This is a genomic window from Enterobacter sp. ODB01, from assembly GCF_001623605.1.
Lineage (GTDB): Bacteria > Pseudomonadota > Gammaproteobacteria > Enterobacterales > Enterobacteriaceae > Enterobacter > Enterobacter kobei.
The window spans coordinates 810,578-828,151 of record NZ_CP015227.1 but is presented as its reverse complement, the minus strand read 5'-3'; the positions used below and the strand labels follow the sequence as shown (position 1 = coordinate 828,151).

The 17,574-nt window shown below is 58.6% G+C and carries 16 protein-coding genes; 8 read left to right on the top strand and 8 right to left on the bottom strand.

Features of this window, described 5'->3' with window-relative positions; genetic code table 11:
* Position 1 precedes the first annotated feature (1 nt).
* Positions 2–505: a YgjP-like metallopeptidase domain-containing protein gene (locus A4308_RS03925; protein ID WP_014885318.1), complete on the bottom strand. Its 504-nt coding sequence runs from the start codon at positions 503–505 to the stop codon at positions 2–4.
* An 83-nt stretch (positions 506–588) separates the two neighbouring features.
* Here A4308_RS03925 and rlmG point away from each other — a divergent pair, with 83 nt between their 5' ends.
* Positions 589–1,725 carry a 23S rRNA (guanine(1835)-N(2))-methyltransferase RlmG gene (gene rlmG, locus A4308_RS03920; protein WP_014885317.1) on the top strand — a complete coding sequence of 379 codons (1,137 nt, stop codon included), beginning with the start codon at positions 589–591 and terminating at the stop codon, positions 1,723–1,725.
* A gap of 82 nt (positions 1,726–1,807) precedes the next feature.
* Here the strand turns inward: rlmG and A4308_RS03915 are convergent, their stop codons facing one another.
* The 3 genes from A4308_RS03915 to lsrR form a co-directional block, all read right to left on the bottom strand.
* Entirely contained in the window at positions 1,808–3,829 is a 2,022-nt protein-coding gene (locus A4308_RS03915) for an NADPH-dependent 2,4-dienoyl-CoA reductase (protein ID WP_023338808.1), read from the bottom strand.
* Positions 3,830–4,014: 185 nt separating this feature from the next.
* A complete protein-coding gene (lsrK, locus tag A4308_RS03910; RefSeq protein WP_045281422.1) occupies positions 4,015–5,595 on the bottom strand; it encodes an autoinducer-2 kinase in 1,581 nt (526 codons plus the stop codon).
* A gap of 34 nt (positions 5,596–5,629) precedes the next feature.
* Positions 5,630–6,598 carry a transcriptional regulator LsrR gene (gene lsrR / locus A4308_RS03905; RefSeq protein ID WP_063308473.1) on the bottom strand — a complete coding sequence of 323 codons (969 nt, stop codon included), beginning with the start codon at positions 6,596–6,598 and terminating at the stop codon, positions 5,630–5,632.
* 215 nt (positions 6,599–6,813) lie between these two features.
* Here lsrR and lsrA point away from each other — a divergent pair, with 215 nt between their 5' ends.
* The 6 genes from lsrA to lsrG are packed head-to-tail and all read left to right on the top strand — an operon-like array spanning position 6,814 to position 12,500.
* Positions 6,814–8,301, top strand: coding sequence for an autoinducer 2 ABC transporter ATP-binding protein LsrA (lsrA, locus tag A4308_RS03900; protein ID WP_023331353.1), 1,488 nt, complete (start codon positions 6,814–6,816; stop codon positions 8,299–8,301).
* Positions 8,298–9,329 (top strand): autoinducer 2 ABC transporter permease LsrC, encoded by a 1,032-nt coding sequence (gene lsrC, locus A4308_RS03895; RefSeq protein ID WP_023338805.1) that lies wholly within the window; start codon positions 8,298–8,300, stop codon positions 9,327–9,329. The genes lsrA and lsrC overlap by 4 nt, the downstream gene beginning before the upstream one ends.
* On the top strand, positions 9,330–10,307 hold the full coding sequence (gene lsrD, locus A4308_RS03890; RefSeq protein ID WP_063308472.1) for an autoinducer 2 ABC transporter permease LsrD: 978 nt from the start codon (positions 9,330–9,332) through the stop codon (positions 10,305–10,307).
* Between the two features lie 2 nt (positions 10,308–10,309).
* Positions 10,310–11,311 carry an autoinducer 2 ABC transporter substrate-binding protein LsrB gene (gene lsrB / locus A4308_RS03885; RefSeq protein ID WP_014885310.1) on the top strand — a complete coding sequence of 334 codons (1,002 nt, stop codon included), beginning with the start codon at positions 10,310–10,312 and terminating at the stop codon, positions 11,309–11,311.
* Between the two features lie 11 nt (positions 11,312–11,322).
* A complete protein-coding gene (gene lsrF, locus A4308_RS03880; RefSeq protein WP_014885309.1) occupies positions 11,323–12,210 on the top strand; it encodes a 3-hydroxy-5-phosphonooxypentane-2,4-dione thiolase in 888 nt (295 codons plus the stop codon).
* Positions 12,207–12,500, top strand: coding sequence for a (4S)-4-hydroxy-5-phosphonooxypentane-2,3-dione isomerase (gene lsrG / locus A4308_RS03875; protein ID WP_023331350.1), 294 nt, complete (start codon positions 12,207–12,209; stop codon positions 12,498–12,500). Before lsrF ends, lsrG begins: the two co-directional genes overlap by 4 nt.
* Positions 12,501–12,541: 41 nt before the next feature.
* Here lsrG and A4308_RS03870 read toward each other — a convergent pair whose 3' ends face one another.
* The 3 genes from A4308_RS03870 to A4308_RS03860 form a co-directional block, all read right to left on the bottom strand.
* On the bottom strand, positions 12,542–13,513 hold the full coding sequence (locus A4308_RS03870) for a hypothetical protein (RefSeq protein ID WP_045134799.1): 972 nt from the start codon (positions 13,511–13,513) through the stop codon (positions 12,542–12,544).
* 150 nt (positions 13,514–13,663) lie between these two features.
* Positions 13,664–14,512: a dihydrodipicolinate synthase family protein gene (locus A4308_RS03865; RefSeq protein ID WP_045281423.1), complete on the bottom strand. Its 849-nt coding sequence runs from the start codon at positions 14,510–14,512 to the stop codon at positions 13,664–13,666.
* Positions 14,513–14,524: 12 nt separating this feature from the next.
* Complete coding sequence (locus tag A4308_RS03860) at positions 14,525–15,211, bottom strand: B3/B4 domain-containing protein (protein ID WP_023331348.1); 687 nt, start codon at positions 15,209–15,211, stop codon at positions 14,525–14,527.
* 42 nt (positions 15,212–15,253) lie between these two features.
* On the opposite strand from A4308_RS03860, the gene A4308_RS03855 reads away from it, so the two are divergent.
* Complete coding sequence (locus tag A4308_RS03855; protein WP_014885304.1) at positions 15,254–15,856, top strand: helix-turn-helix domain-containing protein; 603 nt, start codon at positions 15,254–15,256, stop codon at positions 15,854–15,856.
* Between the two features lie 72 nt (positions 15,857–15,928).
* Here A4308_RS03855 and ygjG read toward each other — a convergent pair whose 3' ends face one another.
* Positions 15,929–17,308, bottom strand: a complete 1,380-nt coding sequence (gene ygjG / locus A4308_RS03850; RefSeq protein WP_049010849.1) for a putrescine aminotransferase — start codon at positions 17,306–17,308, stop codon at positions 15,929–15,931.
* Positions 17,309–17,574: the final 266 nt, after the last annotated feature.

Sequence of the window (17,574 nt, the reverse complement as noted above, 5' to 3'; positions counted from 1 at the left end):
GTTACTGCGCATTACTCTTTAACGATAAATGCGTCAGCCACAGCCGGGTATCAAACTCTAGCTGGTGGTACTGCGGCTCCATGTGGCAGCACAGGGAATAGAACGCTTTGTCGTGCTCTTTCTCTTTCAGGTGCGCCAGCTCATGGACCACGATCATCCGCAGAAAGGCTTCCGGTGCGTTACGGAAAACCGTCGCCACGCGGATCTCGGCTTTGGCTTTCAGCTTGCCGCCCTGCACGCGGGAGATAGCGGTGTGCAGGCCGAGCGCGTTTTTCAGAACGTGGATTTTGTTGTCGTACATCACCTTGTTGATCGGCGGCGCGCTCTTCAGATACCGGCTTTTTAGATCCTGCGTATACTGCCAGAGGGCTTTATCGGTCGTGAAATCGTGCGTACCGGGGTAGCGTTTTTCCAGCACCGCGCCCAGCTTCTGCTCGGCAATCAGGCTGCGAACCTGAGAAAGTAAATGCTCCGGGTAGCCCTGGAGATAAGTAAGTTGGTTCATCAACGCCCCAAATCGACAATAAAACGGGTATACTCACGCACCCTTTTCAGGGATACGCCAAATTTTACCATTCAGGAGGGCCGATGAGCCACTTAGACAACGGTTTCCGTTCACTCAACCTTAAACGTTTCCCGGAAACGGACGACGTTAACCCGCTTCAGGCGTGGGAAGCGGCGGATGAGTATCTGCTGCAGCAGTTGGATGATACCGAAATCCTCGGGCCGGTTCTGATCCTGAATGATGCATTCGGCGCGCTGGGCTGCGCCCTGGCGGAGCACAAACCTTACAGCATCGGCGATTCTTACTTAAGCGAGCTGGCGACGCGTGAAAACCTGCGCCATAACGAAATCGACGAATCCAGCGTGAAGTTCCTCGACAGCACCGCGGAGTACCCGCAGGCGCCGGGTGTAGTGCTGATCAAAGTGCCAAAAACCATGGCGCTGCTGGAGCAGCAGCTGCGCGCGCTGCGAAAAGTCGTCACGCCAGAAACCCGTATTATCGCGGGTGCCAAGGCACGCGATATCCACACGTCGACGCTGGAGCTGTTCGAGAAAGTCCTCGGTCCAACCACCACTACGCTTGCCTGGAAAAAAGCGCGCCTGATCAACTGTACGTTTAGCGCACCGGAGCTGGCCGACGCGCCAGAGACGCTGAGCTGGAAGCTGGAAGGCACCGACTGGACCATCCACAACCATGCAAACGTCTTCTCCCGTACCGGCCTGGATATCGGCGCACGCTTCTTTATGGAACATCTGCCGGAAAATCTGGAAGGGGAGATCGTCGACCTGGGCTGCGGGAACGGTGTGATTGGCCTGACGCTGCTGGCGAAAAACCCGGACGCCAGCGTGGTGTTTAGCGACGAATCGCCAATGGCGGTGGCCTCCAGCCGTCTGAACGTGGAAACTAACCTGCCAGAGGCGCTGGATCGCTGCGAGTTTATGATCAACAACGCGCTCTCCGGCGTGGAGCCGTTCCGCTTCAACGCCGTGTTCTGTAACCCGCCGTTCCATCAGAAGCATGCCCTGACGGATAACGTCGCCTGGGAGATGTTCCACCACGCGCGCCGCTGTCTGAAAATCAACGGCGAGCTGTACATCGTGGCGAACCGCCACCTGGACTACTTCCACAAGCTGAAGAAAATTTTCGGCAACTGCGTCACCATCGCGACGAACAACAAGTTTGTGGTGCTGAAGGCGGTGAAGCTGGGGCGTCGTCGTTAAGGTTGTTTTGCCTGGCGGCGCTGCGCTTGCACAGGCCTACGGTTTTGTAGGCCCGGTAAGCGCAGCGCCACCGGGCAAGAAATCAAATCGCTAATGCCAGCTTCGTCCCCTGTGCAATCGCCCGCCGTGCGTCCAGCTCCATCGCCACATCGCATCCGCCAATCAAATGCACCGTTCTTCCGGCTTCGCGCAGCGGATCCGCCAGATCCCTTCTCGGCTCCTGCCCGGCACACAAAATCACATGATCCACGCGCAACAGCTGCGGTTCACCGCCGATCGTAACGTGCAGACCCTCGTCGTCGATCTTTTCGTAGCTCACCGCCGGGATCATCTTCACCCCGCGTGAAAGCAGGGTTGCCCGGTGGATCCAGCCCGTGGTTTTACCCAGTCCTTCGCCCGGCTTGCTGGCTTTACGCTGCAGCATCACAATCTGACGCGGGCTTTTCGGCAATTGCGGTCCTTCCGGACGCAGGCCGCCGGACTGGCTCAGGCTGGTGTCGATACCCCATTCCACGCAAAACTCGGCAATGTTCTGGCTGGTAGCCTCACCCGGCTGGCTTAAGTACATGGCGGTATCAAAGCCAATTCCGCCGCAGCCGATAATCGCTACGCTTTTCCCGACCGGCACTTTGTCACGCAATACGTCGAGATAGCTCAGCACTTTTGGATGATCGATACCTGCGATCGCAGGCGTTCGCGGTACGATCCCGCTTGCCAGGATCACCTCATCAAAACCGATCAGATCCGCCGCGCTGACAAACTGATTGAGCCGGAGCTCGACGCCCGTCAGGTCGATCATCCGGCGGTAGTAGCGCAGGGTCTCGTAGAACTCCTCTTTGCCGGGGATCTGTTTGGCGATATTAAACTGCCCGCCAATCTCGCCTGCGGCGTCAAAAAGCGTCACGCTGTGGCCGCGCGAGGCGGCATTCACTGCAAACGCCAGGCCCGCCGGGCCTGCGCCCACGACGGCCAGGCGTTTTATGCTGGCCGCCGGAACGACCGGCATTTTAGTTTCGTGGCAGGCTCGCGGGTTGACGAGGCAGGAGGTCACCTTGCCGACGAAGATCTGATCCAGGCAGGCCTGGTTACAGCCGATGCAGGTGTTGATCTCATCCGCGCGTCCGCTTTGCGCTTTGGACAGCAGCTCGGCATCCGCAAGGAACGGCCGCGCCATCGACACCATGTCGGCATCGCCGCGCGATATCACATCGTCCGCCACCTGCGGGTCGTTAATGCGGTTGGTGGTGACCAGCGGAACAGACACTTTGCCTTTCAGCTTACGCGTCACCCAGCTGAATGCCGCGCGCGGCACCGGTGTGGCGATGGTCGGAATACGGGCTTCGTGCCAGCCAATCCCGGTGTTAATGAGGGTGGCACCAGCGGCTTCAATCGCCTGCGCCAGCTGCACGGTTTCGTCGAACGTCCCGCCTCCCTCCACCAGGTCGAGCATCGACAGGCGGAAGATGATAATAAAATCTGTTCCTGTTCGTTCGCGCACCGCGCGCACAACTTCAACGGCAAAGCGCATGCGGCGGACATAGTCGCCGCCCCATTCGTCCTCGCGCTGGTTAGTGCGGGCGGCAAGGAATTCGTTGATCAGATAACCTTCTGAGCCCATAACTTCGACGCCGTCATAACCTGCTTCACGCGCCAGCGCCGCGCAGCGGGCGAAGTCGTCAATCAGCGCTATGATCTCGTCGTGGCTGAGGGCATGCGGTGTGAAGCGGTTAATCGGCGCCTGAATGGCCGACGGCGCGACCAGTTTCGGCTGATAGCTGTAGCGCCCGGTGTGCAGGATTTGCAGGGCGATTTTGCCGCCCTCTTTGTGAACCGCGTCGGTAACGATACGGTGATGTGCAAGCTGGCTCGCATCGTTCAACACCGCGCCACCTTCCATCGTCACGCCTGAAGACGCAGGTGCTACGCCACCGGTGACAATCAGCGCCACGCCATGCCGCGCGCGCTCGGCGTAGAAGGCCGCCAGACGCTCGGCACCGTCCGGACGCTCTTCCAGCCCAGTGTGCATCGAGCCCATTAACACGCGGTTTTTAAGGGTGGTGAACCCCAGATCCAGGGGGGCGAACAACGACGGGTAGCGGCTCATAGTCTCTTCCAGTGTAAAATTATTGTTATGTGGTCGGATGAGTTACTAATTTAGCCAGCGGCAGCGGAAAGGTAAAAGCGGGATCGAATGATTGTGATAGATCTCAAAGAACTTCCCCGGTGGCGCTGCGCTTACCGGGGCTACAAAACCGTAGGCCGAATAAGCGCAGCGCCATCCGGCGTATTTTACGGCGCCGCTGCCCGTACCAATCCCGGGGCCTGCCACATCGATGTGGTCAGCCCGCTATCCACCAGCCCAAGCTGGTCGGCATACACCGCCTGCCATTTTTGCATCATGCCGTCATACAGCTCACGATGCTGGGGATTTGGCGTGAACTCGCGGCTCCACTTCACCAGCCGCTCGCCCGTTGAGGCCATATCTGCAAATAATCCCGCGCCTGCGCCTGCCGCAATCGCGCAGCCGAGCGCTGTCGCCTCTTTCACTTCCGGCACGCGTACCGGCAACCCGGTGACGTCGCTTAAGATCTGACTCCACAGGGCGCCTTTTGCTCCTCCGCCCGCAAAAACTAAACTTTCAAACGTCACGCCGGAGAAGCGCGAAATCTGCGCCAGGTTGCAGGCCGAAACGATTGCCGCATTCTCTTCCAGGGCACGGAACAGCGTCGCTTTGTTGCACTTTTCCGGGTCGATAGAGAGGTTAATAAACGACGGCGCGGCGTGGTACCACTGCTTGAAATGCATCGCGTCGGAGAAGATCGGCATCACCCCGTGGGAGCCTGCCGGCACGCGGCTCGCCATCTCTTCCAGCAGAGTATAGGTGTCCACTCCCATCCGCCCGGCAATCAGCTTTTCTTCTGCGCAAAAGGCGTCGCGGAACCAGCGCATGGTCAGCCCGGTGAAAAAGCTGATCGACTCCGCCTGGGCCATGCCGGGGATGACGTGCGGGTTCACGCGGATATTCATATCGGGGTCGGTGCGCACCTGCGGCAGGTTCACCACCTGCTGCCAGAAGGTGCCGCCCAGCACCGCCGTTTGTCCGGCGCGGACCACGCCCAGCCCCAGACAGCCCAGCTGCACGTCGCCGCCGCCCATCACTACCGGTGTGCCCTCGCGCAGGCCGCTTTGCTGTGCGGCTTCACGGGTAATGGCCCCCAGCACGGTGCCGGTCTCTTTCACCGGGGAGAGAATGTCGGCGCGCAGCCCGGCCATGTCCAGCAGCGCCGGACGCCAGTCGCGGGAGAAGAGGTCCAGCATGCCGGTGGTGCCCGCATTGGAGGGATCCACCGCCAGCTCGCCGGAAAGTTTCGCCGCCAGCCAGTCGCTGATCATGGTGATGGTCGCGGCTTTGCGGTAGATGTCTGGGCGATGGTGCGCCAGCCACAGCAGGCGAGGCATGGCGCTCAGGGCGAGAGTTTGCCCGGAGACGTCATACACTTCGGATTCAAAGCGGTTGTCGTGGATCTCTTTGAGTTCCGCCACCTCGCGGCTGGCGCGGGCGTCAACGTTGGCACAGGCCCAGATGGCCTCGCCGTTGCGGTCGTACAGCACAATCCCTTCGCGCATCGAGCAGCAGGAGACGGACTGAATATCCGCCGCGCCCAGGTGCGCGCGTTCCAGCGCCTGATGAATGCACCGGCAGGTCAGGCGCCAGTTGGTGTCGAGATCGAACTCCATCGACCCCGGCACGTTCTCCACGCTCAGGTGCTTCCACTCGGCCTGGCCGACGGCAATCTGGTTGCCCTGTAAATCGAAAATCACGGCGCGAACGCTGCCGGTCCCTGCATCTAACGCTAAAAGGTAACTCATGAGCTTGCCTCGTTGTTAGCGCAGGGCATCCCCGTTACGTCAGGGCCAGCACCGCGCGGGCTGTCGTCTCCTCCGTCACCAGGCCATTGATACGGCGACCCTTAAGTGCGGCATAAATCGCATCGGCTTTCTCTTCCCCGCCGGCCACGCCAACGATGGTGGGCAGTTGCGCCAGTTCATCGAGCGTGACGCCGAGTAATTCTTTATGGATCTCCAGCTCCTCAACGTATTCCCCCTCGGCATTAAGGAAATAACCGAGAATGTCGCCGACTGCGCCTTTGCGGGCGTACATCAGCTGTTCACCTTCGCTGATATAGCCGGAGCGCAGTATCGTGGCGTCACGGCGCTGGTTCACCGAACCAATGCCAACCACCGCCACGTCGGCGGCGGTGGCGGCGAGGATCACGTCCCGCACGCTGGTTTCACGTTTTAAGATCCCGGCAACGGAGGCGGATGACACGCGCAGCGGGGCGGGGATCATGCTGACGCTGCAGGCCGCGTCCAGCTGGCCGATACCGGTCATATACGGCCCGACGCCGCCGGAGAGCGTCACCAGGCGGATCTGCTGCGAGCTGATAAAGCCGCTCAGGTGCTGCAGGCTGCTCATGGTCGTTTCACCAAATCCCACCGCCAACAGCTGGCCGGGCTCCAGCACGCCCATTAGCGACTGCGCCGCGCCAATGCCCAGCCGCACGTTCATCGGCGGCGTATTCAGGGCGGGCATCACGCGCACCAGCTTCAGCCCAAAGCGCTGCTGTAGTTCGGTTTCCAGCGCCAGACAGCCCTCGTAACGGGAGTTGATCTGCACGCGGATCACCCCGGACTGGCGGCCTTTCTCCAGCAGACGGGAGATCTTCAAACGCGGCAGCCCGAGTCGCTCACCGATGTCGTTCTGGGTCAGCCCGTCGTGGTAATAGCACCAGGCCACGCGCGCCACCAGCTCCTCTTCCGCCAGCGCCAGCCCGGCAAACCGTCCTTCTTCCGCAGTGCGTTTATCGCTCATAATTGAACTCTTATAAAAATTTAGATCATATGTTCGTGATGACGCGAAGGGAAAATGTGAGCCACGCGACAAAACGGATCTTTAAGCGGGTTTCTGTTTTATCTGGATCTTAATCAATAAAACTGTGATCCCTGCACGGTTGTAAATATAGTTCACCGTCTACGCTTTTGAACATTATTAAATCTAAAAATCATTTGTTCAATAGCGGAGCGATGATGACACCACTTATTGAAGCGCGGGGGATCAGCAAGCAGTTCTCGGGCGTGCCGGTGTTAAAAGGCATTGATTTCACGCTGCTCGCGGGCCAGGTACACGCCCTGATGGGCGGGAACGGCGCGGGAAAATCGACGCTGATGAAGATCATCGCCGGAGTTGAAACGCCCGACAGCGGTGAACTTTCGGTTGCGGGGGAGTCTTTTGCACGGCTTACGCCAGCGCAGGCGCATAAGCTCGGCATTTATCTGGTACCGCAGGAGCCGCTGCTGTTCCCCAACCTGACGGTGCGGGAAAACATCCTCTTTCGCCTGCCCCGTGAACGGGATCTGGAACCGCGCCTGGCCGATAAGCTCCAGCAGCTGCAATGCCAGCTTAACCTTGATGCCACCGCCAGCACTCTGGAAGTGGCGGATCAGCAGATGGTAGAGATCCTCCGCGGATTAATGCGCAACGCCAGGATCCTGATCCTCGACGAACCCACCGCCTCGCTCACGCCCGGCGAAACCGAACGCCTGTTCCGCCAGATCCGTGCGTTGCAGGCGCTTGGCGTCGGCATTGTTTTTATCTCGCATAAGCTGCCGGAAATTCGCCTGCTTTCGAGCCACATCTCGGTGATGCGCGACGGTGCAGTGGTGCTGAGCGGTGAAACCGCGCAGTTTGACGATAACGCCCTGATTGCCGCCATGACGCCAGTGAGTCGGGAAAAATCTCTGAGCGAGACGCAAAAGCTGTGGCTGGCGTTGCCGGGCAACCGCCGCACCCAGCCGCAGGATTTCCCGGTGCTGCGCGTGGAGGATCTCACCGGGGAGGGGTTTATCGATCTGAGTCTTGAGATCTTCGCCGGTGAGATCGTCGGCCTGGCCGGGCTGGTGGGATCCGGGCGCACCGAGTTTGCCGAAACGCTTTACGGCCTGCGTCCGGTGCGCGGGGGGCGCGTCTGGCTGGAGAATCAGGAAATCACTGCCGAGCCGCCTGGTTCACGTCTGGAAAAAGGGCTGGTTTACCTGCCGGAAGACAGGCAGGTTTCCGGCCTGTTCCTCGACGCGCCGATCCGCTGGAACACCGTGGTGCTGAACGAGCCGTCTTTCTGGCAGCAGCGCAAGCGGGAGTCGGCGGTGGTAGAGCGCTATCACCGTGCACTCGGGATTAAGCTCAACCATGCGGATCAAACCGTGCGTACGCTCTCCGGCGGCAACCAGCAGAAGGTACTGCTGGCGCGCTGTCTGGAGGCCAATCCTTTACTTCTTATTGTCGATGAACCGACGCGTGGCGTGGACGTCTCCGCGCGCGCCGATATCTACCAGCTCATCAAAAGCGTAGCCGCGCAGAACGTCGCGGTACTGATGATCTCAAGCGATCTCGATGAGTTCCCGGGCCTTGCCGATCGCGTACTGGTGATGCATCAGGGCGTACTCAGCGGCGAGCTGCCGCGCCATGCCGTTAGCCTCGACAGGATGATGGCGCTGGCGTTCGGAGGGCAATCATGAAGACCTTATTAAAGAACCGTGAGTTGAGCGCGTTTCTCGCCATTCTGGCACTGTTTGCCGTGCTGGTGGCGCTGAACCCGTCTTACTTCAGCCTGCAAACGCTGGGGATGATCTTCGCCAGTGCCCAGATCCTGATCCTGCTGGCCATCGGTGCCGCGCTGGTCATGCTGACCCGCAATATTGACGTCTCGGTGGGCTCGACCGTTGGGCTGTCGGCAATCGCCGTCGGCGTGGCGCTCAATGGCGGCTACAGCCTGCCCGTTTCCATCCTCTTCGCACTGTCGATTGGCGCACTGGCCGGGGCGTTCAACGGCGTGCTGGTGGTGGGGCTGCGCATCCCGGCGATTGTCGCCACCCTCGGCACGTTGGGGCTGTATCGCGGGGCGATGCTGCTCTGGACGGGCGGGAAGTGGATTGAAGGGTTGCCGCCGGGGCTGAAATCTCTCTCTGAACCGCTTGCCATCGGCATGTCGCCACTCGGTATGGTGGTGTTAATTATCGCAGCCGCGGGCGCGTGGACGCTGTCGCGTACCGCGTTCGGCCGTGATTTCTACGCGGTGGGGGATAACCTCGCCGCCGCGCGTCAGCTGGGCGTAGCGGTGAACCGCACCCGCATGCTCGCCTTTACCCTGAACGGCATGCTGGCGGCCTGCGCAGGGATTGTCTTTGCCGCGCAAATTGGTTTTGTCCCCAACCAGACCGGCAGCGGGCTGGAGATGAAGGCCATCGCCGCCTGCGTGCTCGGGGGGATCTCTCTGCTGGGCGGCACCGGCACGCTGATCGGTGCCTTGCTTGGGGCTTTCTTCCTCACCCAAATCGACACCGTACTGGTGCTGTTCAGGCTGCCAGCCTGGTGGAATGACTTTATCGCCGGGCTGGTGCTGCTGGGCGTACTGGTGCTCGACGGGCGGCTGCGTCAGGCGCTGGCGCGCCATCAGCGGGCGCTGAAATACGGCCGCTTCCAGCCAGGTCACAGAGGGGGAAAGCACGTCACTCCCTTTCCCAAACGCAAAAAAGAGGTGGCGTAAATGAAGCTTAACTGGGAAAGCGCGCTGCTGGTTTTGCTGGTGCTGGAGATCCTGCTCTTTGGCGCCATTAACCCGCGCATGCTCGACATCAATATGCTGCTGTTCAGCACCAGCGACTTCATCTGTATCGGTATCGTGGCGCTGCCGCTCACGCTTGTCATTATCAGCGGCGGGATCGACATCTCGCTGGGTTCGACCATCGGCCTGTGCGCCATCGCGCTGGGGGTGATGATGCAGGCCGGGTGGCCGATGGCGGTGGCCATTCCGCTGACGCTGCTGCTCGGCCTGCTGTGCGGGTTGGTGAATGCGGCGCTGATCCACTACACCGGCATCAGTCCACTGGTGATTACCCTCGGCACGCTCTATCTCTACGGTGGCGGGGCGTTGCTGCTTTCCGGCATGGCGGGGGCGACGGGCTATGAGGGCATCGGCGGCTTCCCGGACAGCTTTACCGCGTTCGCGAATCTCACGGTCGTTGGCCTGCCGCTCCCGCTGGTGCTGTTCGCTGTGATTACCGTTTTCTTCTGGCTGATTACCCACCGCGGGCGCTTTGGCCGTCATCTGTTTTTGATTGGCCAGAACCCGCGTGCGGCACGCTATGCGGCGCTGTCGGTTAACGGTATGCCCTACGCGCTGTATGGTCTGGTGGGCGTGGCCTCGGCCATTGCCGCACTGGTCATGGTCTCCTATTTCGGTTCCGCGCGGTCAGATCTGGGGCGCGATTTGCTGATGCCTGCGCTCACCGCCGCCGTACTCGGCGGGGCGAATATCTACGGCGGGTCAGGTTCGGTTGTCGGTACGGCGCTGGCAGCGCTGCTGGTGGGGTACCTGCAACAGGGTTTACAGATGGTCGGCATCCCCAACCAGGTATCGAGCGCGCTTTCAGAAGCGCTGCTGGTTGTGGTGGTGATGGGTCGTTCGCTGAGTCTGCACCGCGAATGGGTGCGTTCTCTCTTTAGAAAACTTTCCGGAGCGTAAAGATGAAAACAAAACTGATAGTCCTGGCAATGGCCCTCAGCTTCGCCTCGGCGCAGGCGGCGGATCGGATTGCCTTTATCCCGAAACTGGTGGGGGTTGGCTTCTTCACCAGCGGCGGCAACGGTGCGAAAGAGGCGGGGAAAGACCTCGGCGTGGACGTCACCTATGACGGTCCAACCGAGCCGAGCGTTTCCGGCCAGGTGCAGCTCATCAACAACTTCGTTAACCAGGGCTACAACGCGATTATCGTCTCTGCCGTGTCGCCGGACGGCCTCTGCCCGGCCTTAAAACGCGCGATGCAGCGCGGCGTCAAAGTGCTGACCTGGGATTCCGACACCAAACCGGAGTGCCGCAGCATATATATCAACCAGGGGACGCCGGAACAGCTCGGCGGCCTGCTGGTGGAGATGGCGGGCAAGCAGGTCACCAAACCGAATGCCAAAGTGGCATTCTTCTACTCCAGCCCAACGGTCACCGACCAGAACCAGTGGGTGAAAGAGGCGAAGGCTAAAATCGAGAAAGATCATCCTCAGTGGCAGATCGTGACCACTCAGTTTGGCTATAACGATGCCACCAAATCCCTGCAAACCGCCGAGGGGATCTTAAAAGCGTATCCGGATCTGGATGCGATCATCGCCCCGGATGCCAACGCCCTGCCAGCCGCTGCGCAGGCAGCAGAAAACCTGAAGCGGGAAGGGGTGGCGATTGTCGGGTTCAGCACGCCAAACGTCATGCGTCCATACGTGGAGCGCGGCACGGTAAAAGCCTTCGGCCTGTGGGACGTGGTGCAACAGGGCAAAATTGCGGTCAATGTCGCCGATCGTTTACTGAAAAAAGGCGATCTTAACGTTGGCGACAGCGTGGACGTGAAAGAGATCGGTACGCTGAAGGTCGAACCGAACAGCGTGCAGGGCTACCAGTATGAGGCGAAAGGTAACGGCATCGTGCTGCTGCCGGAACGCGTGGTGTTCACTAAAGAGAACATCAACAAATACGATTTCTGACGGGGGAACAAATGGCTGATTTAGACGACATCAAAGACGGGAAGGATTTTGGCATCGGCACGCCACAGCAAAATGTGCCGTTTACCCTGAAGGGCTGTGGTTCGCTGGACTGGGGGATGCAGTCCAGGCTTTCGCGCATCTTCAACCCGCAAAGCAACCGCACGGTGATGCTGGCCTTTGACCACGGTTATTTCCAGGGGCCGACCACCGGCCTTGAGCGTATCGATCTCTCCATTGCGCCGCTGTTTGGCGAAACCGATGTGCTGATGTGTACCCGCGGTATCCTGCGGAGCACCGTGCCTGCGGCCACCAACAAACCGGTTGTGCTGCGCGCCTCCGGCGGTAACTCAATTCTGGGCGAATTGTCCAACGAGTGCGTGGCGGTGGCAATGGAAGATGCGCTCCGGCTGAACGTCTGCGCGGTCGCAGCACAGGTCTACATTGGCAGCGAGTTCGAGCATCAGTCGATCAACAACATCATCAAGCTTGTCGACGCCGGTGCCCGCTACGGCATGCCAACCCTCGCGGTGACAGGGGTGGGGAAAGAGATGGCGCGCGACGCGCGGTATTTCTCACTTGCCAGCCGCATTGCCGCCGAAATGGGGGCGCAGTTCGTCAAAACCTATTATGTGGATGAGGGCTTTGAAAAAGTCACCGCCAGCTGCCCGGTGCCGATCGTCATCGCCGGCGGCAAAAAGCTGCCGGAGCACGAGGCGCTGGAGATGTGCTGGCGCGCGATTGACCAGGGCGCATCCGGTGTGGACATGGGGCGCAATATCTTCCAGTCCAGCGCGCCGCTCGCCATGCTGAAGGCAGTGAAAAAAGTGGTTCACGAGAACATGAGCGCCCGTGAAGCGTTCCAGTTCTGGCAGGAAGAGAAACAGGGAGAAGCAAAATGAACGTGACGTTAGTGGAGATCAACATCAAACCCGAGCGGGTGGACGAGTTTCTGACGGTGTTTCGCGCCAACCATGAAGGGGCGATTAAGGAGCCGGGAAACCTGCGTTTTGACGTCCTGCAGGATCCGAGGGTGAAAACCCGGTTCTTTATCTACGAAGCCTATAAAGACGAAGCGGCGGTGCTGGCGCATAAGCAGACGCCGCACTATCTGGCGTGCGTGGATAAGCTTGAGGACCTGATGTCGGAGCCGCGCAAAAAACGCAGTTTTGTGGGGTTGTTGCCGGAGTAGTTTTTTTTGCCCGGTAGACCGGTCTGCCGGGCAAGCATCGATCAGGGATGATGCTTTTGTAACGTTGTGAGCAGGCTGTCTGCACAATATTGTCTGAGGAGTTTTTCATCTCTTTCAGGCAGGTCGCTGTGAAGAAACGCTTCCAGACTCTCGGTATTTACACCGTTAAAAATGAAAATACGGTCGGGATGGTAAAGCGCCATGTTTTTAATCGACGCGTTTGTGGTGATCAGCTTCTTATTCAGAATCAGGGCTTCCAGAGCGCGGAGAGTTAATCCCTGTTGCTCAGGTTTGTTTATTTCCAGCATGACAGAGCAGCGTTTGGCTTTTTCAATATTTTCCTGATAACTCAGTTTTTTATTTTGACAATTATCGGGATAGTTACCCTGGTTATCGTACTTATCCAGCAGGTAGAAATCTGTCTTGTAGCCGCAATTTTCGAGTACCGGCGTCAATGTGCGCACAACATTTGCGCGAATGGGTTCATAGCCACCGACAAAAAAACAGCTTTTATTTTCAGTTGGATTTTGTTTTTGAAACTGCTCGATTTCTTTCCAGCTAAAGGGCAAAAACTGCTCAATCGCACGCAGGTTATAACGTTCGCAATCGGCGGGATCAAAGCTATAAATAGCATCAAAGACCGGGCGAACGGTCTCGATGTAATCTTGATCCTGAGCCAGTTGCCCAAGGTGACGTCGTTTCCGTGTCAGGGCTTCAACGGAGTCGCGGAGAATCAGCACTTTTTTACAAGGCATACTGGCGACATAATCCAGGAATGGAAAGACGCTGTATCCATTGCAAATCGCAATATCATCGGGCTTGATTGCTGATAATTTCACAGCACAGTGGGTGCGTTTATGCCATTTTTTTAATGCGTTGCCTGGTAACAGGGCATTGATTGATTTATAACGTCGCATAATGCGATTAATTTGCTTAACGGGATGATCCTGAGCAAGCGAATTAAGCATCATGATTTCGAAAGGATTGACCCATTCCAGAAAAAAATAGCGCATGGTCCCTCAGAGGTGGCTGGCCGATTATCGGGAAATGATATCTCATACTGGAAAAGGAATCATTATTGCGAGATTCCACGTTTGATCGGGGACGCAACAGATTGATGAAGTTTTGTAGGCCGGGTAAGCGCTAGCGCCACCCGGCATTTTTCAGGCCAGCTTAAGGTCCGCCAGGATCGCAGCAAGCGCCTCGCGCGGCTCACCCTGAATCGCCTGCAGTGGGAAGGGGAGCGCCGGTGCCTCCACTTTTCCCATCATCTCGGCTGCCGCCGCCATCACCCGCAAGCTGCCGTAACGGCGGAACAGCGCCCACAGTGGCTCCAGACGTTCTGATTCCATGCTGTCCTTCGAGTGCGCAATTGCCAGTGCCGCCTGAGGGAACAGCCCGCCGACGACGGAATACCAGACGTCAAACCCGGCCTGCAGGGCGGATCCTGCCCGCCAGTCGCCGCTTATCCCCAGCGTGACCGTCTTCGGAAGACGCGCCCGCACCTGCGACACATCCTCCGGCATGTGGCCCATTTTCACCGAGCCAATATTGGGCAGCGCCGCCACGGCAAACATCAGCTCGTCGCTAAACTCAAACCCGGTGGTGGCGGGATTATCATAAACGCACAGCGGGACGGAGAGCTGGCGAGTTACCGTCTCATACAGCGAATAGACCTCGTCCGTCGTCAAACGCTGGTACGACACCGGTGCCATCAGCACGCTGGATGCACCTGCCTTCTGCGCGTGCTCAGCCAGACGCAGAATGTCATCCAGTCTCAGTGCGCCAATACTGACCATGACCGGAATGTCATTGGCATGTTCTACCGCGCAGCGGGTAATGTGCGTGCGCTCCTCAACGGTGAGGTAGGCATAGCTGCCCGTTGAACCCAGAATACCCAGCGAATCCACCCCCGCGTCGATCAGGGGGCGCAGCAGGTTGATAAAGGCCTGCTCGTCAAACTTCCCCTCTTTCAGGGGCGTTAACGGAAACGCACTTAACCCGTGAAACATCGTGTTGTCCTCTTACAGTTCCAGCAGTTGAACCTGAGCCGTTGCGCCTGGCATTAATCGTTGCAGATTGCTGACCAGCTCCTCGCCCGCTTCTTCGAGCGCACCTGACGGCATCGTTGGCAGACTTTCGAGAATAAACCACATGGTCTGCGCCTGGCTATCAAGACGGGTACGTATTCCTTGTCGCCAGTTCCAGCGACGACAGGTGACGCCCATATCGTCGCGCCAGATGACCTCGCCAGCATCCGGGTATTCCACCACCGGCTGGCCCTCTTTCAGGGTGTCAAAGGGTTCATTGCCCTCGGCCAGCGTCAGGCGCGGCGCACCGGAATAGGCCGCGAGATTCTCGCCCCCTACCGGAATGGCGTAGCGAATACTGACCGCATTATAGATGTCCACCACCGGGTCGAGTGAAGGTAGCGAACCGTCTTTAAGCACCCGCTTTCGCAGTGCGGAGGCCGAGCAGGGGGTACGTTTTGGCTTCGCGCCAAAGTTTTTAAATACCTCATCCCAGGCAGCGAGATGCGCTTGTGCCCACGGTACATCATCATTCAACACCTGCTGGCAAGCCTGCGTCAGCGCGGCGGGGGCAACTTCTGGATGGGTAATCTGTGCGGCTTCAACCAGAATGCTCAGCGCCCGAAAGCCCGGGGCAATCCCGGCAAGACGCGGGTCTATTGACGGCGTAACGAGAGACATAAATAATCCTGTATTGACTGTTTTATACCATGGTAGTGACCAATGACTGATAAAGTCAATATAATGACTGAGCAGGGGGCCGATGTTGCCCAGGTAAGCCTGGCCGTGGCGAACCGCATCCGCAACTGGCGTAAAGATAAAAAATTGTCGCTGGATGAGCTATCCCGCCGCGCCAGCGTCAGCAAAGGCATGCTGGTGGAAATCGAAAAGGGGGCCGCCAATCCCAGTATCGCTATCCTGTGCAAACTGGCTGCCGCGCTGGGCGTTTCCGTGGCGGATATTGTTAACGTCTCCAGCGAACCAGTCGTGCATGTTATTGAAAAACAGGCCATCCCGGTTCTGTGGCAGGGCGCAAAGGGCGGTTCTGCCAGATTACTGGCGGGTACCGCTGGCCCGGACATGATTGAACTGTGGCAGTGGGAGATGCAGCCGGGGGAACACTTCTCTTCACCGGGGCACCCGGCAGGCACATGTGAACTGCTACACGTGAACGAGGGGGTATTGTCGCTGACGGTGGGCGAGACGGTGACGCAGGTTGAGGCTGGCGCGTCGGCGGTCGCCAAAACAGAAATGGCGCACGGCTATGGGAACGAAGGCGATACCGTGCTTCGCTTCACCATGACGGTGGCGGAGTTTCACCGGTAAAAAACTGCCCGGTGGCGCTAACGCTTACCGGGCTTGCTTAGGCCGGGTAAGCGTAGCGTCACCCGGCGCTTTTTACGCCTCTTCCACGCTCACACGCAGTGCTGCCAGCGCTTTACGTGCCGCTTTCAGCACCTGCTCGCACTGCTCAATCGTCAGCGTCAGCGGCGGTTCAATACGGATGGTTTTCGAGTTGTTGAGCGTTCCGGCCACCAGTACCCGCTGGCGGAACATCTCGCTCGCGAAGCTATAGCCGATTTCGTTGTCGACAAACTCAATCGCCATCAATAACCCTCTGCCGCGTGCATCCTGCACCAGATCCGGATATTCCCGGCCCAGCTGGCGGAAGCCATCCAGCAGCATGTCGCCTTTCTGCTCCGCCTGCGCAGGCAGGTTTTGTTCCAGCAGCACGTTGATGGTCGCCAGCGCGGCCGCACAGGCCAGCGGGTTACCGCCAAAGGTCGTGGTATGCAGGAACGGGTTGTCGAACAGCACCGAGAATACCTCCTCGGTGGCTACCGTAGCACCAATCGGCATCACGCCGCCGCCGAGCGCTTTCGCCAGACACAGAATGTCTGGCTGAACGTTCTCGTGCTCGCAGGCAAACATCTTGCCGGTGCGTCCCATCCCGGTCTGGACTTCGTCGAGGATCAGCAGGGCGCCAAACTCATCGCACAGCTGACGCACGGCAGGCAAATAGCCCTGCGGAGGCAGGATCACGCCGCCTTCGCCCTGAATCGGCTCCAGGATCACCGCCGCCACGTCATCGCCGGTTTTACGGCATTCATTCAGCGCGGTGCGCATGGCGTTAATGTCGCCGAACGGCACGTGGCGGAAGCCCGGCAGCAGCGGCATAAACGGCTTGCGGAAGGTGGATTTAGCGGTCGCCGACAGTGCGCCCAGGGATTTACCGTGGAACGCGCCGCTGGTGGCAATGAAGGTGAATTTCCCACGCGGCGACTGGTACGCTTTGGCGAGTTTAATCGCCGCTTCGACCGATTCCGTGCCGCTGTTACTAAAGAAGCTGTATTTCAGTTTGCCGGGCGTTAAGGCCGCCAGCGTTTTCGCGAGCATGGCGCGAAGCGGGTCGAGCAGTTCCTGGCTATGGAGAGGTTGTTTCGCAAGTTGATTCTGTACGGCGGAAACCACAACTGGATTACGGTGCCCCACGTTGAAGATACCAAAACCACCAAGGCAATCGATAAACTCCTGTCCCTGGGTGTCGACAAGCGTGTTCAGACTTCCCGCTTGCCACTCTACGGCTCCGTAATCCCCGCCGGCGGTAACAGATTTGCGATACTCCAGAAATCCTGGATTGACGTGCTCTTTAAAGTAATCGATGACCTCTCGGTTAAGTTGTTTCATCTCCTCATGATCAAGCGTTTGCTTCTCTATGAGATTCAATGCGTGCGCGGTACAGGCAAGAGCCGAGGCGCTGGAAGGTAACCTGTTCAAAATATGCTCCCGGGGATCGCGTATCACATGATACTGGTTTAAGTATTGCAGGGATTACGCCACTTCAGAGGACTTAACGAAAATCGGGATAAACGCCAGGTTAAAATAATGTTGCACAATATTTAATCATGCCGATACAACCGAAACGGGATTTAGCGATAAGGCACAGCACGTGCAGGACGGGGCATAAAAGCGCAATTGCACGAAAGGAGTGCACTGCATGCCACTTAAGCGGGCGTTAACAGGTCATGCTTTGCAGGTAATTT

Bases quoted from the DNA above. Each gene is read 5' to 3' on its own strand.
- A4308_RS03925 (WP_014885318.1), bottom strand. From the start codon at position 505: ATGAACCAACTTACTTATCTCCAGGGCTACCCGGAGCATTTACTTTCT.
- rlmG (WP_014885317.1), top strand. From the start codon at position 589: ATGAGCCACTTAGACAACGGTTTCCGTTCACTCAACCTTAAACGTTTC.
- A4308_RS03915 (WP_023338808.1), bottom strand. From the start codon at position 3,829: ATGAGCCGCTACCCGTCGTTGTTCGCCCCCCTGGATCTGGGGTTCACC.
- lsrK (WP_045281422.1), bottom strand. From the start codon at position 5,595: ATGAGTTACCTTTTAGCGTTAGATGCAGGGACCGGCAGCGTTCGCGCC.
- lsrR (WP_063308473.1), bottom strand. From the start codon at position 6,598: ATGAGCGATAAACGCACTGCGGAAGAAGGACGGTTTGCCGGGCTGGCG.
- lsrA (WP_023331353.1), top strand. From the start codon at position 6,814: ATGACACCACTTATTGAAGCGCGGGGGATCAGCAAGCAGTTCTCGGGC.
- lsrC (WP_023338805.1), top strand. From the start codon at position 8,298: ATGAAGACCTTATTAAAGAACCGTGAGTTGAGCGCGTTTCTCGCCATT.
- lsrD (WP_063308472.1), top strand. From the start codon at position 9,330: ATGAAGCTTAACTGGGAAAGCGCGCTGCTGGTTTTGCTGGTGCTGGAG.
- lsrB (WP_014885310.1), top strand. From the start codon at position 10,310: ATGAAAACAAAACTGATAGTCCTGGCAATGGCCCTCAGCTTCGCCTCG.
- lsrF (WP_014885309.1), top strand. From the start codon at position 11,323: ATGGCTGATTTAGACGACATCAAAGACGGGAAGGATTTTGGCATCGGC.
- lsrG (WP_023331350.1), top strand. From the start codon at position 12,207: ATGAACGTGACGTTAGTGGAGATCAACATCAAACCCGAGCGGGTGGAC.
- A4308_RS03870 (WP_045134799.1), bottom strand. From the start codon at position 13,513: ATGCGCTATTTTTTTCTGGAATGGGTCAATCCTTTCGAAATCATGATG.
- A4308_RS03865 (WP_045281423.1), bottom strand. From the start codon at position 14,512: ATGTTTCACGGGTTAAGTGCGTTTCCGTTAACGCCCCTGAAAGAGGGG.
- A4308_RS03860 (WP_023331348.1), bottom strand. From the start codon at position 15,211: ATGTCTCTCGTTACGCCGTCAATAGACCCGCGTCTTGCCGGGATTGCC.
- A4308_RS03855 (WP_014885304.1), top strand. From the start codon at position 15,254: ATGACTGATAAAGTCAATATAATGACTGAGCAGGGGGCCGATGTTGCC.